Genomic DNA, 25,696 nt, shown 5'->3' on the forward strand with positions numbered 1-25,696 from the left:
TATTGTGGCGGCAGTTAATTTATCAGGACAACTGCTATGAACGCTGCAAACCGTCAATCGACCCGCTGGCTTACGCTTATCGGCACCATCATCACCCAATTCGCTCTCGGTTCGGTTTATACCTGGAGCCTGTTTAACAGTTCACTGTCTGACAAACTGGGCGAACCGGTCAGCCAGGTCGCCTTCTCCTTTGGCCTGCTGAGCCTCGGGCTGGCGCTCTCCTCGTCGGTCGCCGGCAAGCTGCAGGAGCGTTTCGGCGTGAAGCGCGTCACCATGGCCTCCGGGATCCTGCTCGGACTGGGCTTCTTCCTGACCGCGCACTCCAACAGCCTGATGATGCTGTGGCTGAGCGCGGGAGTGCTGGTGGGGCTGGCGGACGGCGCCGGTTATCTGCTGACCCTGTCGAACTGCGTGAAGTGGTTCCCGGAACGCAAAGGGCTGATCTCCGCCTTCTCCATCGGTTCCTATGGTCTCGGCAGCCTGGGGTTCAAATTCATTGATACTCATCTGCTGGCCACCGTCGGTCTGGAAAAAACCTTCGTCATCTGGGGCGCTATCGTGCTGGTGATGATCGTCTTTGGCGCGACCCTGATGAAAGATGCGCCAAATCATACGGCGACCACCGCGGCCAACGGCGTCGTGGAAAACGACTTTACTCTCGCCGAATCGATGCGTAAACCGCAGTACTGGATGCTGGCGGTGATGTTCCTGACGGCCTGCATGAGCGGTCTGTATGTGATTGGCGTGGCGAAAGATATCGCGCAGGGGATGGTCCATCTGGATGTCGCCACGGCGGCTAATGCGGTAACGGTTATCTCAATCGCTAACCTTAGCGGTCGCCTGGTGTTAGGTATCCTGTCCGATAAAATCTCCCGCATTCGCGTGATCACCCTCGGTCAGGTGGTGTCGCTGGTGGGGATGGCCGCGCTGCTGTTCGCTCCGCTGAATGCCATGACCTTTTTCGCCGCGATTGCCTGCGTCGCCTTTAACTTCGGCGGAACCATCACAGTCTTCCCGTCGCTGGTCAGTGAATTCTTCGGTCTGAACAACCTGGCGAAAAATTATGGCGTCATTTATCTGGGCTTTGGTATCGGCAGCATCTGCGGTTCCCTCATCGCTTCGCTGTTCGGGGGCTTCTACGTCACCTTCTGCGTGATCTTCGCTCTGCTGATTATTTCGCTGGCGCTTTCCACCACCATTCGTCAGCCGAAAGGCAGTGTCTATAGCGAGGCGCACGCCTGAAACCTACAGCGTGAAACGTGCCCCTGATTAATACCCTAAGCAAATAGTGCCAATCCAGCCAAATGTTTTGTAAATGTTTGGCTGGATCACATTCCCTCCTGATACTTTTCCCGTTCCCTGTGGTCTACTTATCGCGCTTTGTAGAGGTTTCTGATAACCAACCCTAACGCACCCTATTAGCCTACTGACTCATGCCACAGCGTCAGGCGGTGTTTTATTCTTCTTTTTCCAGGTTTGCTTGCATGAAATATATTAGAACGATGACGCAGCAGAAGCTTAGTTTTTGGCTGGCGCTGTACATCGGCTGGTTTATGAACGTCGCCGTTTTTTTTCGGCGTTTCGATGGTTATGCTCAAGAGTTCACTTTCTGGAAAGGGCTTTCCGGTGTCGTTGAACTGGTGGCCACGGTCTTTGTCACCTTCTTCCTGCTACGTCTTCTGTCGCTGTTCGGCCGCCGTATCTGGCGCATTCTGGCGACGCTGATTGTTCTGTTTTCCGCCGCCGCCAGTTATTACATGACGTTCCTCAACGTGGTGATTGGCTACGGGATTATCGCCTCGGTGATGACCACCGATATCGACCTGTCGAAAGAGGTCATCGGCTGGCATCTGATCCTCTGGCTGGCGGCGGTGAGCGCGCCGCCGCTGCTGTTTATCTGGAGCAACCGTTGCCGTCATACGCTGCTGCGCCAACTGCGTACCCCGGGCCAGCGGGTTAAAAACGTGCTGATCGTGGTGCTGGCCGGCCTCATCGTCTGGGGCCCCATCCGCCTGCTTGAGCTGCGCCAACACGATGTAGAGCGCCATTCTGAAGTGGATATGCCGAGCTACGGCGGGGTGATCGCCAACTCCTACCTACCATCGAACTGGCTGTCGGCGCTGGGGCTGTACGCCTGGGCGCAGGTGGATGAATCCTCAGACAACAAATCGCTGATTAACCCGGCGAAGAAATTTACCTACGTCGCCCCGGAAGGGCTCGATGACACCTACGTGGTGTTTATCATTGGCGAAACCACCCGCTGGGATCATATGGGCATCCTCGGCTATAGCCGCAACACCACGCCAGAGCTGGCGAAAGAGAAGAATCTGGTCGCCTTCCGCGGCTACTCGTGCGATACCGCCACCAAGCTGTCGTTACGCTGCATGTTTGTGCGTCAGGGCGGGGCAGAGGATAATCCGCAGCGGACCCTCAAAGAGCAGAACGTCTTTGCGGTGCTGCATCAACTGGGCTTCAGCGGCAATCTGTACGCCATGCAGAGTGAGATGTGGTTCTACAGCAACACGATGGCTAACAATATCGCCTATCGCGAGCAGATTGGCGCCGAACCGCGTAACCGCGGCAAGAGCGTTGATGATATGCTGCTGGTGGATGAGATGAAGCGCGGTATGGCGCAGGGCAACGCCTCCGGTAAGCACCTGATCATCCTCCATACTAAAGGCTCGCACTTTAACTATACCCAACGCTATCCGCGCAGCTTCGCCCAGTGGAAGCCGGAGTGTGTCGGCGTCGACAACAAATGTTCTAAAGCGGAGCTGATTAACTCCTACGACAACAGCGTGACCTATGTCGATCACTTTATCGTCAGCGTCCTCGACCAGCTGCGGGATAAGAAAGCGATTGTCTTCTATGCCGCCGACCATGGCGAGTCGATTAACGAGCGCGAACATCTGCACGGTACGCCGCGCAAGATGGCGCCGCCGGAACAGTTCCGTGTGCCGATGATGGTCTGGATGTCGGATAAATATCTGGAGAATCCCGATCATGCCGCCGCGTTCGCCCATCTGCAGCAGCAGGCCGCGATGAAGGTGCCGCGACGCCACGTCGAGCTGTACGACACCATTATGGGCTGCCTCGGCTATACCTCGCCGGATGGCGGGATCAACGAGAACAACAACTGGTGCCGCGTGCCGGCTTCGAAGAAAGCGGCGAAGGAATAGCAATAGTGGCGAGATTCTCGCCGCTTGATTGATTTTTTGCTAATAAGGCATTGACGGGGGTGCATCCCAGCAGTAAGATGCGCCCCGCATTCGGTGATTGGCGCAGCCTGGTAGCGCACTTCGTTCGGGACGAAGGGGTCGGAGGTTCGAATCCTCTATCACCGACCAAATTCAAAAAGCCTGCTCAATGAGCAGGCTTTTTTGCATCTGCGGCCAGTGAGGATGAGAACCTCCGGGGGGAGGAGGTTCGACTTGTGTTCCGTAGGCCCGCGCAAGCGCAGCGCCGCCGGGCACATCATCAGTGGCAACTGGCCAAAACCCCATCAAAATCACAAAAAACGTCTTTATCCCCATTTCCAGCCAGCTGTTCGCTATTTTGTGACATCTTCCATTGCATTTTTTTATCGATGAACAGATCTTTTTTCGCGAAGCTTATGGCTAAATGCAGCATTTTCCGCTGTGCGTTTTAACGTTCACGCTATTAATCGCTCACATATTGGTCACATAGTAAGAAATTTTTCTCATTTGCTGGCATTGTTTCCCACTGGGTGTCGCACCTTAATAAGGTCTTTATTCTGCATATTCGCCTGTAGCATAAATTTCTCTGCTGAAAATAGCGTCTTGAAGTTTTTTTAATCTTTGCCTGCCGTTTCTCACGCTGGATGTAAAACCCGGCTGGCTGTATTGACGTTTCCCCATTCTGTTGACAGATTGTAGGGCATGAGGGGCATTTCATGGAGAATCCGTACTGCAACTCAGTCGTTTTTGCGAAAGGAATCCCCATCTCTCTCTACGCCTTCGGGCACCACCGACCGGACCGGGTATATTCTAAATAGTTCGCGCTGCGGGAAGGCGGCAAGTTTGCGAATCCCCAGGAACATAGATAACGATGTGACTGGGATAATCGAGCGCAGCCAACGCATCCGTGGTTCGAAATATGACGAATAAAAATAAATAAAGGTCTGGCGGATATATGCAAACAACATCACAGTTTTGGAGCAGAATAATGAGTATTTCCTTGAAGAAATCAGGGATGCTGAAGCTTGGTCTGAGCCTGGTCGCCATGACCGTCGCCGCCAGCGTGCAAGCGAAAACCCTGGTTTATTGTTCAGAAGGCTCGCCGGAAGGCTTTAACCCACAGCTCTTCACCTCTGGCACCACCTATGACGCCAGTTCCGTACCCATCTACAACCGCCTGGTCGAATTCAAAACCGGTACGACGGAAGTTATTCCGGGACTGGCTGAGAAATGGGAAGTTAGTGCGGACGGAAAAACCTATACTTTCCACCTGCGTCAGGGCGTGAAGTGGCAGGATAATAAAGACTTTAAGCCAACCCGTGACCTGAACGCCGATGACGTGGTGTTCTCCTTCGATCGACAGAAGAATACCAATAACCCGTACCATAAAGTTTCTGGCGGCAGCTATGAATACTTTGAAGGGATGGGGTTACCAGACCTGATTAGCGAAGTGAAGAAAGTGGACGATAAAACCGTCCAGTTCGTCCTGACCCGCCCGGAAGCGCCGTTCCTCGCTGACCTGGCCATGGACTTCGCTTCCATTCTCTCTAAAGAGTATGCCGACAACATGCTGAAAGCCGGCACGCCGGAAAAAGTAGACCTCAATCCTATCGGTACCGGTCCATTCCAGCTGCTGCAGTACCAGAAAGATTCCCGCATTCTGTATAAAGCCTTCCCGGGCTACTGGGGCACCAAGCCGAAGATCGATCGTCTGGTCTTCTCCATCACCCCGGATGCCTCCGTGCGCTACGCCAAGCTGCAGAAAAATGAGTGCCAGGTGATGCCGTATCCTAACCCGGCGGACATCGCGCGCATGAAGGAAGATAAAAACATTACCCTGCTGGAACAGCCGGGTCTGAACGTCGGTTATCTCTCCTTCAACACCGAGAAGAAACCGCTGGACGATGTGAAAGTTCGTCAGGCGCTGACCTACGCGGTTAACAAAGAAGCGATCATCAAAGCGGTTTACCAGGGCGCAGGCCAGGCGGCGAAGAACCTGATCCCGCCGACCATGTGGGGCTATAACGACGACGTCAAAGACTACACCTACGATCCGGAGAAGGCGAAGCAGCTGCTGAAAGAAGCGGGCCTGGAAAAAGGCTTCACTATCGACCTGTGGGCGATGCCGGTACAGCGTCCGTATAACCCGAACGCCCGCCGTATGGCGGAGATGATCCAGGCCGACTGGGCCAAGATTGGCGTCCAGGCCAAGATCGTCACCTACGAGTGGGGCGAGTATCTGAAACGCGCGAAAGCGGGCGAGCACCAGACCGTCATGATGGGCTGGACCGGCGACAACGGGGATCCGGATAACTTCTTCGCGACCCTGTTCAGCTGCGCCGCGGCGAAAGACGGCTCCAACTACTCGCGCTGGTGCTATAAGCCGTTTGAAGATCTGATTCAGCCGGCCCGCGCCACCGACGACCACAACAAGCGTATTGAACTGTACAAACAGGCTCAGGTAGTGATGCATGACCAGGCTCCGGCGCTGATCATCGCTCACTCCACCGTTTACGAGCCAGTGCGTAAAGAAGTCAAAGGCTATGTGGTGGATCCGCTGGGTAAACACCACTTCGATAACGTCTCTGTCGAATAATAAGCACGATGCCTGACCCCCTCTCCCCGTGTGGGAGAGGTGGGGGGCGTATTCCCGCTATTCCGGGGAATGCTTTTGTGAGCAATACAGACGCCCTGTCGCCAGGCGGGGCGTCACTAGAGAGAATCCGGGTTATGTTGCAGTTTATTCTCCGACGTCTGGGACTTGTCATCCCGACATTTATCGGTATCACCCTTCTCACCTTTGCCTTCGTCCATATGATCCCCGGCGATCCGGTGATGATTATGGCGGGCGAACGTGGTATTTCCCCCGAACGTCACGCGCAGCTGCTGGCCGAAATGGGCCTTGATAAGCCGCTGTGGCAGCAATATGCCCACTATATCTGGGGCGTGCTGCACGGCGATTTAGGCATCTCGCTGAAAAGCCGCATTCCCGTGTGGCAGGAGTTTGTCCCACGCTTTAAAGCCACCCTTGAGCTGGGCGTCTGCGCGATGATCTTCGCCGTCGCCGTCGGCATTCCGGTGGGCGTGCTGGCTGCAGTAAAACGCGGCTCCATCTTTGACCACACCGCGGTGGGCCTGGCGCTGACCGGCTACTCGATGCCTATCTTCTGGTGGGGCATGATGTTGATTATGCTGGTTTCGGTACAGCTGAACCTGACGCCGGTCTCCGGGCGCATCAGCGATACGGTGTTCCTTGACGATACCCTGCCGCTGACCGGCTTTATGCTGATCGACACCGCCATCTGGGGCGAGCAGGGCGACTTTATTGACGCCTTAATGCATATGATCCTGCCCGCCATCGTGCTGGGCACCATTCCGCTGGCGGTGATCGTGCGTATGACCCGGTCGTCGATGCTGGAAGTGCTCGGCGAAGACTACATCCGTACCGCGCGCGCCAAAGGCCTGACCCGGATGCGGGTGATTGTGATCCACGCGCTGCGTAACGCGATGCTGCCGGTGGTCACGGTGATTGGCCTGCAGGTGGGCACGCTGCTGGCGGGCGCCATCCTGACGGAAACCATTTTCTCATGGCCTGGTTTAGGCCGCTGGCTGATCGACGCGCTGCAGCGTCGCGATTATCCGGTGGTGCAGGGCGGGGTGCTGCTGGTGGCGACGATGATTATCCTCGTCAACCTGCTGGTCGACCTGCTGTACGGCGTGGTGAACCCGCGTATCCGGCATAAGAAGTAAGGGGCCATCATGTCACAAGTTACTGAAAATAAAGTTATCGCTGCGCCGGTGCCCATGACCCCGCTGCAGGAGTTCTGGCACTATTTCAAGCGCAATAAAGGGGCGGTGGTCGGTCTGGTGTACGTGGCGGTGATGATCATTATCGCCGTGTTCGCCAACTTCCTCGCCCCGTATAACCCGGCGGATCAGTTCCGTGATTCGCTGCTGGCGCCCCCGTTCTGGCAGGAGGGCGGCAGCCTGGCGCATCTGCTCGGCACTGACGACGTGGGCCGCGATATTCTGTCTCGCCTGATGTATGGCGCGCGCCTGTCGCTGTTGGTGGGCTGCCTGGTGGTGGTCCTGTCGCTGATCCTCGGCGTGGTGCTCGGTCTGGTGGCGGGCTATTTCGGCGGGGTGGTGGACTCGATCATCATGCGCGTCGTCGATATTATGCTGGCGCTGCCGAGTCTGCTGCTGGCGCTGGTGCTGGTGGCTATCTTCGGGCCCTCCATCGTCAACGCCTCGCTGGCGCTCACCTTTGTGGCGCTCCCGCACTATGTGCGTCTGACGCGCGCGGCGGTGCTGGTGGAGGTCAACCGCGACTACGTGACCGCCTCCCGCGTGGCGGGCGCCGGGGCGATGCGCCAGATGTTCGTCAATATTCTGCCTAACTGTCTCGCGCCGCTGATCGTTCAGGCGTCGCTGGGCTTCTCTAACGCCATTCTCGACATGGCCGCGCTGGGGTTCCTCGGCATGGGCGCGCAGCCGCCGACGCCGGAGTGGGGCACCATGCTCTCCGACGTATTGCAGTTCGCACAGAGCGCCTGGTGGGTGGTGACCTTCCCGGGCGTGGCGATCCTGCTGACGGTGCTGGCATTTAACCTGATGGGTGACGGTCTGCGTGACGCGCTCGATCCCAAACTGAAGCAGTAAGAGGTTCGAGATGGCGTTATTGAATGTAGATAAATTATCGGTGCATTTCGGCGATGAAAACGCGCCGTTCCGCGCCGTGGACCGCATCAGCTATAGCGTGAAGCAGGGCGAAGTGGTCGGCATCGTCGGGGAGTCTGGATCCGGTAAATCCGTCAGCTCGCTGGCGATTATGGGCCTGATTGATTACCCCGGCCGGGTGATGGCGGACAAACTGGAGTTTAACGGCCGCGATCTGCAGCGCATCTCTGAAAAAGAGCGGCGCCAGCTGGTGGGGGCGGAGGTGGCGATGATCTTCCAGGATCCGATGACCAGCCTCAATCCGTGCTATACCGTCGGCTACCAGATTATGGAAGCGATTAAAGTCCATCAGGGCGGCAATAAGCAAACCCGCCGCCAGCGGGCCATCGACCTGCTGAACCTGGTGGGCATTCCCGATCCGGCGTCGCGGCTGGACGTCTATCCGCATCAGCTTTCCGGCGGGATGAGCCAGCGCGTGATGATCGCGATGGCCATCGCCTGTCGGCCAAAACTGCTGATTGCCGATGAACCGACCACTGCGCTGGACGTGACCATTCAGGCGCAGATCATCGAGCTGCTGCTGGATCTGCAGCAGCAGGAGAATATGGCGCTGGTGCTGATCACCCACGACCTGGCGCTGGTGGCCGAGGCCGCGCATAAAATTATCGTTATGTATGCCGGTCAGGTGGTGGAGACTGGCGATGCGAAGGATATTTTCCGCGCGCCGCGCCATCCATACACCCAGGCGCTGCTGCGCGCGCTGCCGGAGTTCGCCCAGGATAAAGCGCGTCTGGCGTCGCTGCCGGGCGTGGTGCCGGGGAAATATGACCGTCCCAACGGCTGCCTGCTGAACCCGCGCTGCCCCTATGCTACGGATAAATGTCGTAGTGAAGAGCCGGCGCTCGCGGATCTCACTGGCGGCCGCCAGTCTAAATGTCACTACCCACTCGATGATGCCGGGAGGCCTGGATTATGAGTACGCAAAAGGCCGCCACGCCACAACCGCTGTTGCAGGCCATTGATCTGAAAAAACACTACCCGGTGAAGAAGGGGTTATTCGCCCCGGAACGGCTGGTGAAGGCGCTGGACGGCGTCTCCTTTACCCTTGAGCGCGGTAAAACGCTGGCGGTGGTGGGGGAGTCGGGCTGCGGTAAATCGACCCTCGGTCGTCTGCTGACGATGATTGAAATTCCCACCGGCGGCGAGCTCTATTATCAGGGGCAGGATCTGCTTAAGCACGACCCGCAGGCGCAGAAGCTGCGGCGGCAAAAAATCCAGATTGTGTTCCAGAACCCCTACGGTTCTCTGAACCCGCGTAAAAAAGTGGGGCAGATTCTGGAAGAGCCGCTGCTGATTAACAGCAGCCTGAGCAAAGAGCAGCGCCGCGAAAAAGCGCTGGCGATGATGGCGAAAGTGGGCCTGAAAACAGAGCATTACGATCGCTATCCGCATATGTTCTCCGGCGGTCAGCGCCAGCGTATCGCCATTGCCCGCGGGCTGATGCTCGATCCGGACGTGGTGATTGCCGATGAGCCGGTCTCCGCGCTGGACGTTTCGGTACGCGCTCAGGTGCTGAACCTGATGATGGATCTGCAGCAGGATTTAGGACTGTCCTACGTGTTTATCTCCCACGACCTGTCGGTCGTCGAGCATATCGCTGATGAAGTGATGGTGATGTATCTCGGCCGCTGCGTGGAGAAGGGCACCAAGGAGCAGATCTTTAACAATCCGCGTCATCCATACACCCAGGCGCTGTTGTCGGCGACGCCGCGTCTGAACCCGGACGACCGTCGCGAGCGGATTAAGCTGACCGGCGAGCTGCCGAGCCCGCTGAATCCGCCGCCGGGCTGCGCCTTCAACGCGCGCTGCCGCCGGCGCTTCGGCCCCTGCACCCAGCTTCAGCCGCAGCTGAAGGATTACGGCGGCCAGCTGGTGGCCTGCTTTGCCGTCGACCAGGATGAGAATCCGCAAAAGCCCCACGCCTGATGGCACGCTCCCGGTCCGATGACCGGGAGCTTCTCTCCCGCCGGAGATGAAATCCGACGATATCGCCTTTTATCGCAGTGAATGCCACGCTCTCGGAGCATTCTTCGTCGATTATCCGAAAAAATAAGACTTTCAGTCCATTTTTATAGAATTAAAGAGAAATTAAAATGGTTCAGGTTTATTCTTTCGCTTATCTGACGCTATGATTCTATCATCGCGAAATACCTTTATATAAAAACGAATGGGAAGCGCGGTGGTTGCGGGGCTTGAGGATGTACGCATACCTAAAAAATGGGGCTATTCTTCTCAAAGGGAAATGTTAGTGTAGCGATACTTCTGCCGTGGAATCACACCGAAAATCAAAATCTAAACTATTATAACCCTGTCAATCGTGTGTATTGGTACGTCTCCACCGGCGCTTTTTCTGCCATACCAGAGACGTCACGATATTTTAAATATACCCAGAAAATAACAAAAAACTTAATATGAAATTTTTAAAATCATGAGGTTATCAATGAACCATTATGATGATCTGCAGCGCTTTCAGGAAAAAACGCGGACGCAAAACCTCAAATTTCAGGATCTTTCATCGCAAGCCGCCACGCGGGAGCATGGAGACTGGGCGATCCTCAATCAGCTGAATCCCGACGCAGAGAAACCCTCGTCCCTGGCGCTGGGAGGCTCGGTCTCCGCGCCGTTGCCGCAGTCGGTGCCTGCGGATCTGTTCCGCCAGGTAGAGGCGGCCGTAGCAGCGGCGCCAGCCTCTGATCCTGTTGCGTCTGCCGCGCCAGCGGCCCCGCAGCCGGTCGTGGAGATCGCCGCAGCCGCGCCGGAGCCGGTCAGGCAGGAGCCTGCGGTGGCCCCTGCGCCTCCCATCCCGGCGCCTGAACCGGCAATGGCTCCGCCGCCGAGAATAGCCCCCCGACCCGCGCCCGCCGCCGAGAACTATGCCCATCTGTTCGCGGCGAAAAGCGCAGAGCCGGTGACGAAAAATAAAGACCAGCCTTTGAAATCACTTCTGGAAAGGATCGCAACATGCCGTTGATTTGCGTCTGTTCACCGAAAGGTGGCGTAGGGAAAACGACCCTGGCGGCCAATTTAGCCTATGCGCTGGCGCGGACCGGCAGCAAAGTTCTGGCGCTGGATTTTGACGTCCAGAACGCCCTGCGTTTGCATTTTGGCGTGCCGCTGAACGATGAGCGCGGCTACGTGGCGAAGGCGCTGGAAATGCACGACTGGAGCCAGTGCGTGCTGAGCGCCGGCAGCAATATTTTCGTCCTGCCGTATGGCGAAGTGAGCGAAGCGCAGCGTCAGGCGTTTGATGAGCAACTGACTCACAACGACCATTTTCTCCAGCGCGGTCTCTCCGCGCTGCTGAATTATCCCGGGCTGATCACCATCGCCGATATGCCGCCAGGGCCTTCGCCGGCGCTAAAGGCGCTGACGGGTCTGGCGGACCTGCATCTGATCCCGCTGCTGGCGGATACCGCCTCGATGTCGACCCTGGCGCACGTGGAAAAACAGCGCCTGACCGGCGCGGCGCTGAATCACAAGCATGGGCACTATTTCGTCATTAACCAAAGCGATAGCCGTCGCCAGGTCAGCCGGGACGTCACCAGCCTGATGGAAGAAAAACTGGGCGAACGACTGCTTGGCATTGTCCATCGTGATGAAAGCGTGGTGGAGGCCAATGCGTCGCAGAAGTCGATTCTGGACTTTAACGCCTCCTCGGCAGCGGCCTTCGATATTGAAATTATTGCTAAAAAAATATCTTCGCTGTTGGGTATCCATATTGGCGATGGCACGGTGCACAGCCAGCCACGCATGTCAGGGCTTTAACTTATTGCAGGGCTGCTGAATGAAAAAATCTCTTTTTTGGTTGCTGGCGCTGGTGCTCTCTCCGGTCGCCGTGCTGGTAGTGATCACGCCGATGGACAGCCAGAAGCAGTACATCTTTGGTCTGCTGAGCATTGGTATTCTGTTTCTGATTGGTTTCAGCAAACGGCGCAGCATCTCGGTGATTATGGTCGTCACTTCGCTGCTGATGTCCACCCGTTACATGTATTTTCGCCTCACGCAGACCCTGCACTTCAACTCAGCCATTGAAACCATTCTCGGCATGGGGCTCTTTCTGGCGGAAGTCTATATCTGGGTGATGCTGCTGCTTAACTATCTGCAGACGGTCTGGCCGCTGAAGCGCGGCATTGTTCCGCTGCCGGATGATATGAGCAAGTGGCCGACGGTCGATATCTATATTCCGAGCTATAACGAACCGCTGGAGGTGGTGCGTGACACCGTCCTCGCGGCACAATGCATTGATTATCCAAAAGATAAAATGAAAATCTATCTTCTGGATGACGGTAAGCGCAGCGAGTTTGCCGTGTTCGCCGCCGACGTCGGGGTGGGCTATATCACCCGCAACGACAACAAGCACGCCAAAGCGGGGAACCTTAACCACGCGCTGACCCTGACCCAGGGAGAGCTTATCTGCGTCTTCGACTGCGACCACGTCGCCACGCGCGTGTTTCTGCAGGCCACCGTCGGCGGCTTTCTGAAAGATCCGATGCTGGCGCTGGTGCAGACGCCGCACTACTTCTATTCCCCGGATCCGTTCGAGCGCAACCTCTCCGTCGGGCGCAATATTCCGAACGAAGGGATGCTGTTCTATGGCCCGATTCAGCAGGGTAACGATAACTGGAACGCCACCTTTTTCTGCGGCTCCTGCGCGGTGATCCGCCGCGAGGCGCTGGCGCAGATCGGCGGTTTCGCCGTCGAAACGGTCACCGAGGACGCCCATACGGCGCTCAAGTTCCAGCGCCTTGGGTGGAAATCGGCCTTTCTCGATATTCCGCTGGCGGCTGGCCTCGCCACCGAGCGCCTGGTGGTGCACGTTATCCAGCGTACCCGCTGGGCGCGCGGAATGACGCAGATTTTTCGCGTTGATAACCCGCTGTTTGGCCGTGGGCTGACCTTCCAGCAGCGCTTGTGCTATCTCAGCGCCATGCTCTACTACCAGTTCGCGCTACCGAGGGTGGTGTTTGTCACCGCCCCGCTGGCTTACCTGCTGTTTAACCTCAATATTATTTACTCATCAGCGAGCCTGATCGTCTCTTATGCGCTGCCGCACCTGTTTCTCGCCATCTACGTCGGTTCGCGAATGAACGGCCGCTATCGCTACAGCTTCTGGGGGGAAATCTACGATATTGTGCTGGCTTTCCACCTGGTGCTGCCGACCCTGGTGACGATGATTTTCCCCAAGCGTGGCAAATTCAACGTCACCGATAAGGGCGGCCTGCTGGACGTCGGCTACTTCGATTTCACCGTGGTGCGCCCGCATCTGGTGGTGGCCTGCCTGCTGGCGCTGGGGGTGATCGTCGGCATCGTCCGGGCGATTGGCCATGACTACTTTGGCTCGGACCCCAACGTTATCGCCCTCAACGTCGGATGGGGGATCTACAGTCTGATCTTCCTGCTGGCGGCGATTGCCGTAGCGCGCGAAACGCGGCAGGTGCGCAAAACCATTCGTATCGATGTCGATATTCCGGTGGTGATCCATTACGCCAGCGGCATCGTTTCCCGCAGCCATACCGAGGATCTGTCGATGGGCGGCTGCCGCGTGGTGGCGCCGGATACGCGCCATCTGGAGGATGATATCGAAGAGATTGAGCTGATCCTGCAGTCCGGGGCTATTTCGATCCCGGCGCAGCTGGTCACCTCTGACGAGCGCTTCCTGCGCCTCAAGTTTGATGAAGATATTCCGCTTTCGCGCCGCCGTGAACTGGTGCGCGTGGTGCTGGCCCGCGCGGATGCCTGGATTAATCCGCCGCGCCCGCAGGATAACCCGTTCCGCTCCTTCTTCACCATTTTACGCTGCGTGTTCGAACTGTTCTGGCTGACGTGGAAAACCCGTCGCAGCCAGCGCAATCGGGCAACAGTGGCGAAAACGGCGCAGGAGGATGGCACGTTATGAAGCGATTAACGACGCTGGCGCTGCTGGCAGGGATGCTCTCTGCGCCTGCGCTGCACAGTGAAGAACCGGGCGCTGCCGCCCCGCTGAGCTTCCCGCAGCTCAACGGCGCGGCGGACAGCGAGCCAGGCGACGAACCCCCGGCTGCCTCGCCGGAGGAGGGCGCCTCTCCGGCAGCCCCCGCCACCGACGGCGATGCGGCGGCGACGGCCCCTGCGCCGGAGATGCCGGACTTACCCCCGCCGGTGAGCGGTACGGCCGCGCCGGAGGTCATTCCTGTCGCCCCGGTCTGGGGAGGCGACCTGAATCTGGCGCAGATGGGGATGCCGGACGGCATTATCCTCAGCGGCGGTCAGCGGCAGGGGGGCGTCAGCTTTACCCTGCCTTCCGATCAGGTGGTGATCCATTCGCAGCTCAGCCTTGCCGTTCGCGTATCGCCGGAAATGGCGAGCCGCAACGCCACCCTACAGCTGATGCTCAACGGTCAACCGCTCGGCACCCTGCCGCTGGGCGCCGATGGCGAGGATGTCTCCCATTATCAGCTGGATATCCCGCCCGCGCTGATGGTCTCCAGCAATAACCTGAGCGTGAAGATCAACGATGGCGATACCCTGCAGTGCCAGCGTGACATTCATGATTCGTCGCGGGTCACGGTGCTGCCCACGTCGCATTTCAGCTGGGAAAGCCAGCAGTTGAACATCAGCGACGATCTGAGCCACTTCCCGCGTCCCTTCTTCGACAGCATGCAGATGACGCCGGCGGACATCGCCGTTTCCTATGGAGCGAAGCCGTCGGCCGACGTCTTCAGCGCCGCGGCGCTGGTCTCCTCCTGGCTGGGTATCCAGGCGGACTATCGCGGCATCGCCTTCAGCGCGCTGCGCGACCGTCTGCCGGAACGCCATGGCATCGTGATTGGCCATCCGGGCGAGCAGGTGGGCGGTATGACGCTGCCGGAAACCGATAAGCCGCTGCTGCGCATCATCGCCAATCCCGCCAATCCGGCCTATAAGCTGCTGTTGATCGTCGGCAAAAACGATACCGCGCTGCGCATGGCTGCCTGGCGGTTAACCCGCGGTAACTTTGCGCCGCAAACCGCGACGCTGGATGTCGAGCCGCAGACCATCCCGGTTGGCAAAGCGTATGATGCCCCGCGCTGGATCCCCACCGATCGTCCGGTCAGGCTCAGCGAACTGCTGCGTAAGGATCAAAGCCCGACCGTCAGCGGCGTCTGGCATGAACCTTTACGTATCGCCTTCCGCGCCGCCCCGGACCTCTATCTGTGGGATGGCGAGACGATCCCGCTGCAGGTTGGCTACCGCTTCCCGTCGGAAAACTGGATCAATGAGGATAAGTCCCTGCTGAGCGTCACGCTCAATGGCACCTTCCTCAACAACCTGCCGATGAACAAGCAGGGGCCGCTGGAGAAAGTCTGGCGCCACCTCGGCGGCGATGCGCGCCAGGAGCGCTTTACCATCCCGCTGGCCCCCTACCTGATCTACGGCGATAACCAGCTGTCGATGTACTTCAATGTGGTGCCGAAGGACGATGTTCCGTGCCAGGTGCTGCTGAATAACAATATCAAGAGCCGCATCACTGACGACTCCTGGATTGATTTGAGCAAGACGCGACACTTCTCGCTGCTGCCAAACCTCTCCTATTTCGTCGGCGCCTCGTTCCCCTTCTCGCGGCTGGCGGACTATTCGCAAACGACGCTCCTGCTGCCGGCGGAACCGTCTGAGACCCAGGTGGCGACCCTGCTGAATCTGGCCGCGCGCTCCGGGAACGCGACCGGCACCGCGCTGGCGAATAACCGCGTCGTTCTCGGGATGCCCACCGGCGGCGGGGATTTGCAGTCGCTGCGCGAACGTGACGTGCTGGCGGTCACCGCTCTCGATCAGCAGGCCTTCAACCAGAGCCTGCTGGCCGATTCACCCTACCGCCCGGTGGATAATGTGCTGAGCGTCCGCGAGCCCGATCTGTGGCAAAAAGCGCAGCGCCGGCTCACCGGCGACTGGACCTCCGCCAGCCTCGACGCCGATCGCTACTTCTCGTCCAGCAGCGCCTGGCGCGGGTTTATCAGCTATCGTTCGCCGTGGAACCCCGCCCGGCTGGTGGTGGTGGCGATGGCCAGCAATGATGATCAGCTGGCGCGACTGAAAAACGATCTGGACTCGCCGCGCATCAACGCCGGGATCCGTGGCGATACCGCGGTGATCACCAGCGATAACGGGGTGCGCAGTTTCCAGGTGAGTACGCCGTTCCCCAGCGGTCAGATGCCGTGGTACATGATGGCGGTCTGGTATGCCAGCCAGCACTCCGGTTTCCTCGCCCTGCTGGGGCTGATTGCCACCTCGATAATGGGACTGGCGCTGACCGCGATGTTTAAACGTCACGCCCGTAAGCGTCTGGGTTCGGGGGATAACCAATGAAAAGAAAGATAACGATAACGATGAAAAGCTCCCGGCGGCTCACCACATTCTGCCTCACCGGCGCCCTGGCTCTCGGCGCCTCTGGCGGCGCGCTGGCGGCGGGTAACGACGCGGCGCTGCAGGCGCTGTTCGCCCAGGCCAACTACTGGCATGAGAAATCCCATGACGAGCTGGCGATGGAGTCCCTGCAGAAGGTGCTCTCGGTGGATGCCAACAACACCCAGGCGCTGTATCTGATGGCGCTCTGGTCGCAGCAGGGCGGCGATATGCAGGCGGCGGCGCAGTGGCGCGCGCGGCTGGCGAAAGCGGCGCCGGATAGCCCGGGCCTGCAGGATCTGGACAACGCCAAAAAGATGTCGCAGGTGCCGCAGGGCCAGCTCAGCCTGGCCCGCCAGCAGGCGCGCGGCGGCAATATCCCCGGGGCGCTGGCGACCTGGCGCAGCATGTTCAATGGCAATACGCCGCCTGCCGGGCTGGCGGCGGAATATTACCTGACCATGGCCAGCGACAAATCGCTTTATCCGCAGGCCATCAGCGAACTGCGGCAGTACGTGGCGCAGCATCCGCAGGAGAACGCCCCGCGGGTGGCGCTGGGCAAAGCGTTAACCTGGCGGGAAGAGACCCGTCGGGAAGGGATCGCCCTGCTCGAACCGATGGCCAGCGGCAATAAAGAGGCGGACAGCGGCTTGCGTCAGGCCTTGCTCTGGCTGGGCCCGCAGGCCGGGGATGAGCAGTATTACGATACCTGGATGCAGCGGCATCCGCAGGATAGCGAAGTTCAGAATTACTTTCGTGAACGGCGCAGCGGTCAGGCGCGCGGCCAGGGCTACGCCAATCTCAACAGCGGCAATACCGCTGCCGCGAAACAGCAGTTTGAAGAGGTATTGCAGACCAACCCGCAGGATGCCGATGCGCTGGCGGGCATGGGCTATATCGCCCAGCGCAGCGGCGACTACCAGGCCGCGTCACAATATCTGAGCCGGGCGGCGGATCTCGGCGGCGACGCCTCGGCGACCCGCCGTCAGCAGGCGGCCGATGCCTTGTTCTACGGCCAGCTGGCGCAGGCCCAGCAGGCCTATAAGCAGGGCAATATCAGCCAGGCGCTGGCGCTCTCCGCGCCGCTGGCGCAGCAGAGCGGGGCGCGGGGCGCCTCGGCGAAGCTGTTTCGCGCCGATGTGCTGCGGCATAACAAAGATTTACCCCAGGCCGAGCAAACGCTGCGCTCACTGTTAAACGACGATCCGCAGAATGCGGCGGCGCGGGAAAACCTATACTACGTGCTGCGCGAGCAGAATAAATCCGCCGAGGCGCAGGCGATGCTGCAGACGCTGCCGCAGAGTCTGCAGCAAAAACTGCAGCCGCGAGTGGTGGCCGGCGTCCCGGGCGACGCCCTGCGCCGTCAGGCCCAGGCGCAGGTCAGCAGCGGTAACCCAGCCGGCGCCATTGCCACCCTGCGCCAGGGCGTCGCCCGCTATCCGGACGATCCCTGGCTGCGTCTCGATCTGGCCCGACTGCTGCAAAAATCGGGTAACACCAGCGAGGCCTCTTCGCTGATGTCGGCGGCCTATCGCCCCGGCGCCAGCAACAGCGCGCTGTATGCCGCCGCGCTGTTCGCCAGCGAAAACGGCGCCTGGCAGCAGGCGCAGACGCTGCTGTCGCGCATTCCCGGCGGCAGCCAGACCAGCGACATGCGCGATTTACGTCAGCGGGTGAACTACAACCTGCAGCTGGTGACGGCCGAAAACTACCTGGCGCAGGGCAATACCATCGCCGCCAGCAATACCCTGCGGGCGATGGCCTCTACGCCGCCGAAAGCACCGGCGGACGCCGGCAAGCTGGCGCGGCTGCTGGCCGAGAGCGGCGACCTGACCACCGCGGTATCGCTGGTGCGCAACAATATCAGCGGCGGGGTGTCCGGCAACGCCGGCGATTACGCCGATCAGATCGCCGTCCTGAACCAGGCCGGGCTGACCGGCGAGGCGCAGAACCTGATCAGCAATCCGCAGCTGCAGGCCAGCAGTACGCCGACGCAGCTGGCGAGCATTCGCAATGGCTATGTGATCAACGAGGCCGATCGCCTGCGCGAGCAGGGCAATTACGCCGCGGCGTATGACAAGCTGATCCGCGCCATGCAAAGCGATCCGCAAAACACCGATCTGATGTTCGCCATGGCGCGGCTGTACCAGAGCGGCAAAATGAACAAAGAGGCCGGGGTGGTCTATGACTACCTGATGACGCGCGATACGCCGAACCAGGATGCGCGCGCCGGGGCCATCGACGTGGCGCTGTCGGCGGGGAACAACGATCGCGCTGAACAGCTGGCCGGCGGCTTGCGTCAGGATAACTCCCCGGATCGCCTGCTGCTGCTGGCGAGAGTGGCGGAGGCCCAGGGTCATCATCAGCAGGCGATGACCTACCTGCGCAGCGCCCGCGGCAAACTGCTGGGCATGCAAAGCACCAACAGCAGCGAAACGCCGACCGTCGGCGGGGTGCTGGCGGCGGATAACCCCTTTATCGGCGTGTCGCAAACGTCGGCGCCGACGCGGACGGCCTCCGCCTACGGCCAGTATATGCCGTGGCAGGTCGCCCAGTCGGCCGCCGCGCCCGGCTCCTCGCTGCCGGGGATCCAGCGCACCGATTTGCCGGTGGACACCGCCCAGACGCGGATGCTGCGCCAGGTGGACACCATGATGGAGTCGCTGCAGGAGAAAACCGGCAGCTGGCTGCAGGGAGGAATGGACGTGCGCGGACGCGACGGCGAATCGGGCACCAGCAAGCTGACGGAGCTCAGAACGCCGCTGACCTGGTCCTCCTCGCCGTTTGGCGACTCGCGCTTTGACTTTACCGTCACCCCGGTGTCGTTAAACGCCGGGACCGCCAGCGGCGACGCCTGGCGTCGCTACGGCGCCAACCCGCTGGCCAATGCGGTCTCCAATATGGTGAGTACCGCCACCAGCGAGCAGGCGGCGATCGCCGCGATGACCGAGGCGGAGCGGACGGCCTATTTTGCCAGCAATCCGGGCGCTGAGGCGTTAAGCGGCCTCGGCACCCTGAACGCGGCGGATTTCAATCCGACCACCAGCAGCGGGATGGAAAACCTGGCCAAGCTCGGGAGCTATGATTCGGGGCAGGTGGCCAGCTATCTCTCCTCGTCCAGCCGCAAGCCGAACGTTGACCAGACCAGCGGCTCGACCGATTCGCAGAAGGCCAACGGCGTCGAACTGGCGCTGGCGCTAAGCGGCGACGATTACCGGGTCGATATCGGCAGCACGCCGCTGGGCCAGGATCTTAATACCGTTGTCGGCGGGGTGAAATGGTCGCCCAAGCTGACCAACTATCTGTCGCTGATCCTCACCGGCGAACGCCGCTCGCTGACCGATAGCCTGCTTTCTTATGTCGGTCTGAAGGATGCCTATTCCGGGAAAAACTGGGGGCAGGTGACGAAAAACGGCGGCACCCTGCAGCTGAGCTATGACGACGGCGATGCGGGCTTCTACGTTGGCGGCGGCGGATACAGCTATCTCGGACAGAACGTCGCCAGCAACACCAGCATCAATGCCAATGCCGGGGTCTATCTGCGGCCCTATCATGACGAATACCGCCAGCTGCAGGCCGGGTTGAGCATGAGCTATATGGATTACTCCAAAAACCTCAGCTACTTCACCTATGGCCAGGGGGGCTACTTTAGTCCGCAGAACTACGTCAGCGTGTCGCTGCCGGTCAGTCTGACGGAGAAATATGATAACTGGACCATGAAGCTCGGCGGCTCGGTGGGCTACCAGTCTTACAGCCAGGATAAGAGCGCCTATTTCCCGACCAATTCGGAGTGGCAGCAAACCCTGGAGACGGCGGTAAGCAACGGGTTTGCCAAGGAAGCCTACTATTCCGCGACCTCGAAGAGCGGCATCGGCTATACCCTGCGCGCCGGGGCGGATTACAAGGTCAACAAACAGATGACGCTGGGGGGCCAGATTGGCTATGACACCTTCGGGGATTATAACGAAAGCACCGCCGGGCTCTATATTCGCTATATGTTAGGAGATCATTGATGATGACGGAGAACAATAACCCGGTGGTGATGACCTGGTTTCAGCAGCAGCAGACGCCTGCCGGATGGTTCGATCTGTTGATTATTATGGTCGAAGGTATGCTCAATAATGCCGGCGAGCTGGAGAGCCAGCCGTTCCTGCGTCAGATGGGCGCTTCGCTGGCGGAGGCCCATCCGCTGCCGGCGTCGGAGACCGTCGGGGAGCTGGAGGCGAATATCAACCGGCTGCTGACCCATTTCCACTGGGGAGTGGTGACCATCGACGTCGGCGAGGACGGCCTGCGCCTGCGCCATCAGGCGTTGCCGGTCAGCCGCGACGACGCGGGGCGCGTGCGCTGGTGCAACGCGTTCTGTGCCATACTCGAGGGGTTATATTCTCGCTGGCTGCAGAGTCAGGGAGGCAGTGCTCACGTGATATTGCAGCGTGAGCGGGTGTTCTCCGTCTCTGACGTTCAGTTTCTTTACTACCATCCATAAAGAGTGAATTTATGCCCCTGCGTGCTTTAGTGGCGGTGATAGTGACAACGGCAGTGATGCTGGTGCCCCGGGCGTGGGCGGATACGGCATGGGAGCGCTATAAGGCCCGTTTTATGATGCCGGACGGTCGTATCATTGATACCGCCAATGGCAATGTGTCGCATACGGAAGGCCAGGGCTTCGCCATGCTCCTGGCGGTGGCGAATAACGATCGCCCGGCGTTCGACAAACTGTGGCAGTGGACGGACAGCACCCTGCGCGACAAGTCTAACGGGCTGTTTTACTGGCGCTATAACCCGGTGGCGCCGGACCCGATCGCCGATAAAAACAACGCCACCGATGGCGATACCCTGATCGCCTGGGCGCTGCTGCGCGCGCAAAAGCAGTGGCAGGACAAGCGCTACGCGACGGCCTCCGATGCCATCACCGCCTCCCTGCTGAAATATACGGTGGTGACTTTCGCCGGTCGCCAGGTGATGCTCCCGGGGGTGAAGGGGTTCAACCGCAACGACCACCTGAACCTTAACCCCTCCTATTTCATCTTTCCGGCCTGGCGCGCCTTTGCGGAGCGGACGCACCTGACCGCCTGGCGGACATTGCAGAGTGACGGGCAGGCGCTGCTGGGGCAGATGGGCTGGGGGAAATCGCACCTGCCCAGCGACTGGGTGGCGCTGCGGGCGGATGGCAAGATGCTGCCGGCCAAAGAGTGGCCGCCGCGGATGAGTTTCGATGCGATCCGTATTCCGCTGTATATCTCGTGGGTCGATCCGCACAGCGCCTTGCTCGCGCCGTGGAAAGCCTGGATGCAGAGTTACCCGCGTCTGCAAACCCCGGCGTGGATCAACGTTAGCACTAACGAGGTCGCCCCGTGGAATATGGCCGGCGGCCTGTTGGCGGTGCGTGATTTAACGCTTGGCGAACCGCAGGAAGCGCCGCAGATTGACGACAAGGATGATTATTACTCCGCCAGCCTCAAGCTGCTGGTCTGGCTGGCGAAACAGGATCAGCGCTAGCGCGGTGATGGCTTTGCAGGCCTCTCAGCCCGTATGCCTGCGGGCTGAGAGGGAAGAGCAGGAACGTCTCACGATGTCAGGCCGCCAGCATGGGCGGCCTTGTCGCTTATTGCGGATAAGGCACCCAGCTTCCGCCATTCAGCTGGACATACGGCTTGCCCTGATACTGGATAACGATGGCGTTGGCGTTTTCGGACACCGCCGCGCTCTGCGGCAGGTTGGCGACATACTGCTGCCAGTTGACGCTCTCTTCGCTGAACATTTTGCCGTCGAGGGCGCGCACCACCAGCTCCGACACCGCCAGGTAGCTGCTGGGCTGATCGATGATAATCGGCGCGCCTTCATGCGGCGCCTTCATGCCGAAGAATTTCACCGCCGTCGGGACGTTAGTGATCGACGGGCTCGGGATATCACGCAGGCCAGACACCTGCATCTTATCGCCCTTCAGCGCGCCGCCGTGTTCCGGCACCACCACCACCATCACCTTCCGCCCCGATTTTTCCAGCTCGGTGAAGAAGTTATCCAGGTCGTCAAACAGCTTTTGCGCGCGCACTTTGTAGTCCGCGGTTTTGCTTTGTCCCGGGAAGTGGTTGCCGTCATGCAGCGGCAGGGTGTTATAGAAGGTGGCGCTCCGCGGATTGCTGCTGGCCTCTTCGGTCTTCAGCCAGCGGTTGAGGACCGCCAGATCCTCGTACACCGGCGAGCCGTCAAACGCCTGCAGGCTGACCGGCAGACCGCTCTGGTCCATCAGCGGGCTCTGCATGCCGCCCAGTGAACGCAGCTCTTTCAGGAAGTCGCCGAACAGGCCGTTGTGGCCGAGCATCAGCTGCTGGTTGAAGCCGAGTTTCGCCAGGTTTTCAAACAGGTAGCAATCGGCGCCGGACGGCTGATACAGGTTGGTATGCGACAGCTGGCCGCAGCTGGCGCGCAGCAGGCGCACCGCCGCCGGTCCGCTGTAGGAGGTTGCGGAGTTAAAGTTTTTGAAGACGATATCGAAATGCTTCCACAGCGGGTGGTCCATCAGCCCGGCGGCTTCAATATCCGACCAGGAGAGCGAGCAGATATTGATCACCAGCAGGTCAAACGGCTGCGCATCCGCCGGCAGCTGGTCCGGGAACGGCGTCTTGCGCTTCTGCTCGGCGGCATAGAAACCGTTCAGCCAGTTGGTGAGGTTGGCCGAGGTCGGCGGCTCGGTCTGCGGCGGAATATCGCTGCTGGCCGGGCTGGCCGGGCTGGACGCGGCGCCAGCGGCGGCGTTGGTCCCGACGTTGGCCGGCGCGGTGGCGGCGGCGGTGGTGGGCTGACCGGCAGGCCAAATGGTAAAGGCCGGCAGCAACGGGCTGACCGCCTGCCAGACGACCATCGCGGAGACAAACACGGTAACGCGCAGCCACTGGCTGATAAACAGCCATAGCACCAGTAAAACAAAGAAGGCGCCGACCATGCTCCAGTTGATAAAGCGGACAATCAGATCCCAGATATAGCTGGCGCTGAAGCCGGCGATTTGCGAGCCCTGGCTAAGCAGCGTCTCCGGCCCGGGCAGCCAGGTATCATGCCAGAACAGCGCGAAGCCGAGCGGAATGGCGATCCAGTGGCGGATGCGGTGCAGCTTTTCACGCGGGATCGGCACCAGCAGAAAGGCGAGAAACACCAGGTTCAGCATCGGGTGGAAATTGAGATACCCGGCCCACAGCAGGGCAAACTTGACCAGAAAGTATAAGTTCCAGCCGCCAAGGCCGCGCCAGTACTGCCAGAGCGGAAGCGGTGCCGCGGTCGTTTTTTTATTTGTCATTTATTCGCTTTGCCTTGCTTAACCGTTGTTCCCCGGCGTAATACCCCTGCCGGTTTCACGTAACGGGGTTTAAAGAACATCAATCTTAATGTCGTGCGGATCCGGCGCTGATAGTGGCGCGTCAGGTAGCCCAGCGGAAAAAACAGCAGGGCGCAGAGCACCACCAGTTGCAGAATATCGGCGATAGACATCATCAGGCTTGCTCCTCACGGGTGGTTAACCGGTGTGGTTCGGGATAGCGTCGCCAGTGGCGTCCATCATGGGTGGCGTTGATGGTTTCGTTTTTACCGACCGAGAGGGGCAGCGGCGTGTTCCAGCGCGCCGGCTCGACGCCGCGCATGATCACGATTTCCGAGAGGATCTGTTTGTCTTCAAACCACACCATACGGTTAGAAAAAATATCGCCGGTCGGCAGCGGGAAAATATGATTTAGCGCGGTGTCGAGGTCATTGATTCGGCAAAATGACAAGAACAGCACCAGCCGGTTATTGCCGATGGTCATGATGTCGCCCATCCGGTTGGGTTTGCATAACGTCAGCGCCTGCTCGACGCGCAGCCCCGGCGCCGGGCGCAGGGCCACCATCACGCCTTTGCTGTCGGCCGGCAGCAGGGTATTGGTCATCACGTTGTGCACCGCTTCGCAAAAGGCGTCCCATTTCTGATAGCCCCGCAGCTTTAACGGCTGGCTCCAGGTGAGCAGGGTGGCAAAATCTTCCGGGATACGCCGGGAGAACTTTTGGTTCTGTACGCTTTCAATCAGCGTCAGGCAGCGGGAAAGCGACGCGCTGTTGGGGATCACCAGGCTGGCGCCGCTGCTGAGCAGCAGCCGCTCATCGGTCGCGCGCAGGCTGGGGGTTTGTTCGCGGACAATAATTTTCAGCGCGGTGCCGCGCTGACGACGCAGGGTATGAATATAGCGCCCCAGCTGTTCAATTTGCGTATTCTGGGTAATGGAGAAGAGGATCGTCGCCGCCTGCGCAGTGCGCCCGGCGTTGAAGACCTCGTCATTGGTATCGAACAGGGTCCAGTATTCCGAGAGCGGCGGGGCGCCTTCGAGGACGCGCACATGGCTGAGGATCGCTTTTTCGTCGCTACGCGGCTGCACGCTGGTTTCAGCATCCTGCGCTAATCGCCAGCCGGCGTCGTCGTGTTGCACCATCAGCTGCTGCTGGGCGCTGATGCCTTTATCGCTTCCCCACCAGGCAATATCAAAAAGATGGCGGTCGCCCTGGTAGCGAATACTTGCCAGACCGGAAAGGGATCGGTACGCGCGTAATAACGGGGTGAGCTGCCGATCGATATCCTGGGCGGGATTGATCGCTAAGAACGTGCAGCGATGATATTGCGCCCAGCGACTGGTTTTTTCCACCCAGGCGCATAACTTTTCATTATTTATATTTTGCCAGGCATTTTCAGCGCATAGCAGAATAAACAAATAATTGCCAGGCTCGAGGGAGCAGACTAAATCACGATGTATTTCTTCCAGCGCCTCCGGGCGATTCGGCAGGGTAAACAGCGCGATATTATTCGGGCCATGAATGCTATCTAATGAAATGATATCATCAGGTTTATCACCCATGACCAGCGCGGCAACTTTGCTGTTTTTCGCCTGCGCGGCCAGCGTCTGATTAACCAGACTGACGGCATCGGCATAACGGTCAACGTTGAGCCACCATACCCCGCCGACCGGCATATGGCACACTTCATCCCATAATGATGAAATACCCAAAGTAAATACACTATCCACGGCATCCCTCGTGCGCCCTGATTCACACTGGATAAGTTTACTAGCGAAACTGACAGAGTAAACCTAACATTGAAATTAAAGGTCATCAGTTTTAGCATGTACACCTGCTTTTTAAGGAAGCGCTGTATACGTCCTCTGGTTTAATAATAAATTTCGAACGGACAGAGATATGCCAGCAAAAGATCCTGTCGTACCCACGGACGCCACGCTGGGGTACACCTTTCAAAATGATTTTTTGGCGCTAAGCCGGGCATTTTCCCTGCCGGATATTGATTATCATGATATTTCGAGGCGTGAACAGCTGAACGCAGCGCTGAAGCGCTGGCCGCTGCTGGCAGAGTTTGCAGAGAAAAAATAAGG

At 59.2% G+C, this 25,696-nt stretch carries 17 protein-coding genes, 1 tRNA gene and 2 pseudogenes; 17 read left to right on the forward strand and 3 right to left on the reverse strand.

Annotated elements, in window-relative coordinates:
• Nucleotides 1-36: 36 nt before the first annotated feature.
• From ABLV54_RS13490 to ABLV54_RS13565, 16 genes and pseudogenes are all read left to right on the forward strand, one after another.
• Nucleotides 37-1,242: an MFS transporter gene (locus ABLV54_RS13490; protein WP_023291312.1), complete on the forward strand. Its 1,206-nt coding sequence runs from the start codon at nucleotides 37-39 to the stop codon at nucleotides 1,240-1,242.
• A gap of 242 nt (nucleotides 1,243-1,484) precedes the next feature.
• Nucleotides 1,485-3,179 (forward strand): kdo(2)-lipid A phosphoethanolamine 7''-transferase, encoded by a 1,695-nt coding sequence (gene eptB, locus ABLV54_RS13495; RefSeq protein ID WP_023291311.1) that lies wholly within the window; start codon nucleotides 1,485-1,487, stop codon nucleotides 3,177-3,179.
• 91 nt (nucleotides 3,180-3,270) lie between these two features.
• Nucleotides 3,271-3,347: transfer RNA gene (locus tag ABLV54_RS13500), tRNA-Pro, on the forward strand.
• Between the two features lie 838 nt (nucleotides 3,348-4,185).
• Nucleotides 4,186-5,793, forward strand: coding sequence for a dipeptide ABC transporter periplasmic-binding protein DppA (gene dppA / locus ABLV54_RS13505; protein WP_032454329.1), 1,608 nt, complete (start codon nucleotides 4,186-4,188; stop codon nucleotides 5,791-5,793).
• 134 nt (nucleotides 5,794-5,927) lie between these two features.
• Complete coding sequence (gene dppB, locus ABLV54_RS13510; RefSeq protein WP_002921786.1) at nucleotides 5,928-6,947, forward strand: dipeptide ABC transporter permease DppB; 1,020 nt, start codon at nucleotides 5,928-5,930, stop codon at nucleotides 6,945-6,947.
• A gap of 9 nt (nucleotides 6,948-6,956) precedes the next feature.
• Nucleotides 6,957-7,859: a dipeptide ABC transporter permease DppC gene (gene dppC, locus ABLV54_RS13515; protein ID WP_032454328.1), complete on the forward strand. Its 903-nt coding sequence runs from the start codon at nucleotides 6,957-6,959 to the stop codon at nucleotides 7,857-7,859.
• A gap of 10 nt (nucleotides 7,860-7,869) precedes the next feature.
• On the forward strand, nucleotides 7,870-8,853 hold the full coding sequence (dppD, locus tag ABLV54_RS13520; protein ID WP_023291308.1) for a dipeptide ABC transporter ATP-binding protein: 984 nt from the start codon (nucleotides 7,870-7,872) through the stop codon (nucleotides 8,851-8,853).
• Complete coding sequence (gene dppF, locus ABLV54_RS13525; RefSeq protein WP_023291307.1) at nucleotides 8,850-9,863, forward strand: dipeptide ABC transporter ATP-binding subunit DppF; 1,014 nt, start codon at nucleotides 8,850-8,852, stop codon at nucleotides 9,861-9,863. The genes dppD and dppF overlap by 4 nt, the downstream gene beginning before the upstream one ends.
• An 18-nt stretch (nucleotides 9,864-9,881) precedes the next feature.
• Nucleotides 9,882-10,061 (forward strand): annotated as a pseudogene (locus tag ABLV54_RS13530) (hypothetical protein).
• A 316-nt stretch (nucleotides 10,062-10,377) separates the two neighbouring features.
• Nucleotides 10,378-10,908, forward strand: coding sequence for a cellulose biosynthesis protein BcsO (locus ABLV54_RS13535; protein ID WP_348814181.1), 531 nt, complete (start codon nucleotides 10,378-10,380; stop codon nucleotides 10,906-10,908).
• 1 nt (nucleotide 10,909) lies between these two features.
• A pseudogene (locus ABLV54_RS13540) lies at nucleotides 10,910-11,702 on the forward strand (cellulose synthase operon protein YhjQ/BcsQ).
• A 19-nt stretch (nucleotides 11,703-11,721) separates the two neighbouring features.
• Entirely contained in the window at nucleotides 11,722-13,833 is a 2,112-nt protein-coding gene (gene bcsA / locus ABLV54_RS13545) for a UDP-forming cellulose synthase catalytic subunit (RefSeq protein ID WP_117134151.1), read from the forward strand.
• Entirely contained in the window at nucleotides 13,830-16,259 is a 2,430-nt protein-coding gene (gene bcsB, locus ABLV54_RS13550; RefSeq protein ID WP_023291303.1) for a cellulose biosynthesis cyclic di-GMP-binding regulatory protein BcsB, read from the forward strand. Before bcsA ends, bcsB begins: the two co-directional genes overlap by 4 nt.
• Nucleotides 16,256-20,308, forward strand: coding sequence for a cellulose biosynthesis protein BcsC (locus tag ABLV54_RS13555; protein WP_060589827.1), 4,053 nt, complete (start codon nucleotides 16,256-16,258; stop codon nucleotides 20,306-20,308). Before bcsB ends, ABLV54_RS13555 begins: the two co-directional genes overlap by 4 nt.
• Complete coding sequence (gene bcsD / locus ABLV54_RS13560) at nucleotides 20,308-20,784, forward strand: cellulose biosynthesis protein BcsD (RefSeq protein ID WP_023291301.1); 477 nt, start codon at nucleotides 20,308-20,310, stop codon at nucleotides 20,782-20,784. Before ABLV54_RS13555 ends, bcsD begins: the two co-directional genes overlap by 1 nt.
• Before the next feature lie 11 nt (nucleotides 20,785-20,795).
• Nucleotides 20,796-21,797, forward strand: coding sequence for a glycosyl hydrolase family 8 (locus tag ABLV54_RS13565; RefSeq protein ID WP_023291300.1), 1,002 nt, complete (start codon nucleotides 20,796-20,798; stop codon nucleotides 21,795-21,797).
• A gap of 106 nt (nucleotides 21,798-21,903) precedes the next feature.
• Here ABLV54_RS13565 and bcsG read toward each other — a convergent pair whose 3' ends face one another.
• From bcsG to bcsE, 3 genes are read right to left on the reverse strand one after another with little or no spacing between them, the layout of a single operon-like run.
• Nucleotides 21,904-23,589 (reverse strand): cellulose biosynthesis protein BcsG, encoded by a 1,686-nt coding sequence (bcsG, locus tag ABLV54_RS13570; RefSeq protein ID WP_048298548.1) that lies wholly within the window; start codon nucleotides 23,587-23,589, stop codon nucleotides 21,904-21,906.
• On the reverse strand, nucleotides 23,586-23,783 hold the full coding sequence (bcsF, locus tag ABLV54_RS13575) for a cellulose biosynthesis protein BcsF (RefSeq protein WP_004204976.1): 198 nt from the start codon (nucleotides 23,781-23,783) through the stop codon (nucleotides 23,586-23,588). Before bcsF ends, bcsG begins: the two co-directional genes overlap by 4 nt.
• Nucleotides 23,783-25,336 carry a cellulose biosynthesis protein BcsE gene (gene bcsE, locus ABLV54_RS13580; protein WP_023291298.1) on the reverse strand — a complete coding sequence of 518 codons (1,554 nt, stop codon included), beginning with the start codon at nucleotides 25,334-25,336 and terminating at the stop codon, nucleotides 23,783-23,785. The genes bcsF and bcsE overlap by 1 nt, the downstream gene beginning before the upstream one ends.
• A gap of 169 nt (nucleotides 25,337-25,505) precedes the next feature.
• On the opposite strand from bcsE, the gene bcsR reads away from it, so the two are divergent.
• Nucleotides 25,506-25,694: a cellulose biosynthesis protein BcsR gene (gene bcsR, locus ABLV54_RS13585; protein ID WP_023291297.1), complete on the forward strand. Its 189-nt coding sequence runs from the start codon at nucleotides 25,506-25,508 to the stop codon at nucleotides 25,692-25,694.
• The last annotated feature ends 2 nt before the right edge of the window (nucleotides 25,695-25,696 follow it).

This window comes from Klebsiella sp. JB_Kp042 (genome assembly GCF_040065275.1).
Classification (GTDB): domain Bacteria; phylum Pseudomonadota; class Gammaproteobacteria; order Enterobacterales; family Enterobacteriaceae; genus Klebsiella; species Klebsiella quasipneumoniae.

Excerpts from the sequence above, each read along its gene's own strand:
- ABLV54_RS13490 (WP_023291312.1), top strand. The coding sequence starts at position 37 with ATGAACGCTGCAAACCGTCAATCGACCCGCTGGCTTACGCTTATCGGC.
- eptB (WP_023291311.1), top strand. The coding sequence starts at position 1,485 with ATGAAATATATTAGAACGATGACGCAGCAGAAGCTTAGTTTTTGGCTG.
- dppA (WP_032454329.1), top strand. The coding sequence starts at position 4,186 with ATGAGTATTTCCTTGAAGAAATCAGGGATGCTGAAGCTTGGTCTGAGC.
- dppB (WP_002921786.1), top strand. The coding sequence starts at position 5,928 with ATGTTGCAGTTTATTCTCCGACGTCTGGGACTTGTCATCCCGACATTT.
- dppC (WP_032454328.1), top strand. The coding sequence starts at position 6,957 with ATGTCACAAGTTACTGAAAATAAAGTTATCGCTGCGCCGGTGCCCATG.
- dppD (WP_023291308.1), top strand. The coding sequence starts at position 7,870 with ATGGCGTTATTGAATGTAGATAAATTATCGGTGCATTTCGGCGATGAA.
- dppF (WP_023291307.1), top strand. The coding sequence starts at position 8,850 with ATGAGTACGCAAAAGGCCGCCACGCCACAACCGCTGTTGCAGGCCATT.
- ABLV54_RS13535 (WP_348814181.1), top strand. The coding sequence starts at position 10,378 with ATGAACCATTATGATGATCTGCAGCGCTTTCAGGAAAAAACGCGGACG.
- bcsA (WP_117134151.1), top strand. The coding sequence starts at position 11,722 with ATGAAAAAATCTCTTTTTTGGTTGCTGGCGCTGGTGCTCTCTCCGGTC.
- bcsB (WP_023291303.1), top strand. The coding sequence starts at position 13,830 with ATGAAGCGATTAACGACGCTGGCGCTGCTGGCAGGGATGCTCTCTGCG.
- ABLV54_RS13555 (WP_060589827.1), top strand. The coding sequence starts at position 16,256 with ATGAAAAGAAAGATAACGATAACGATGAAAAGCTCCCGGCGGCTCACC.
- bcsD (WP_023291301.1), top strand. The coding sequence starts at position 20,308 with ATGATGACGGAGAACAATAACCCGGTGGTGATGACCTGGTTTCAGCAG.
- ABLV54_RS13565 (WP_023291300.1), top strand. The coding sequence starts at position 20,796 with ATGCCCCTGCGTGCTTTAGTGGCGGTGATAGTGACAACGGCAGTGATG.
- bcsG (WP_048298548.1), bottom strand. The coding sequence starts at position 23,589 with ATGACAAATAAAAAAACGACCGCGGCACCGCTTCCGCTCTGGCAGTAC.
- bcsF (WP_004204976.1), bottom strand. The coding sequence starts at position 23,783 with ATGATGTCTATCGCCGATATTCTGCAACTGGTGGTGCTCTGCGCCCTG.
- bcsR (WP_023291297.1), top strand. The coding sequence starts at position 25,506 with ATGCCAGCAAAAGATCCTGTCGTACCCACGGACGCCACGCTGGGGTAC.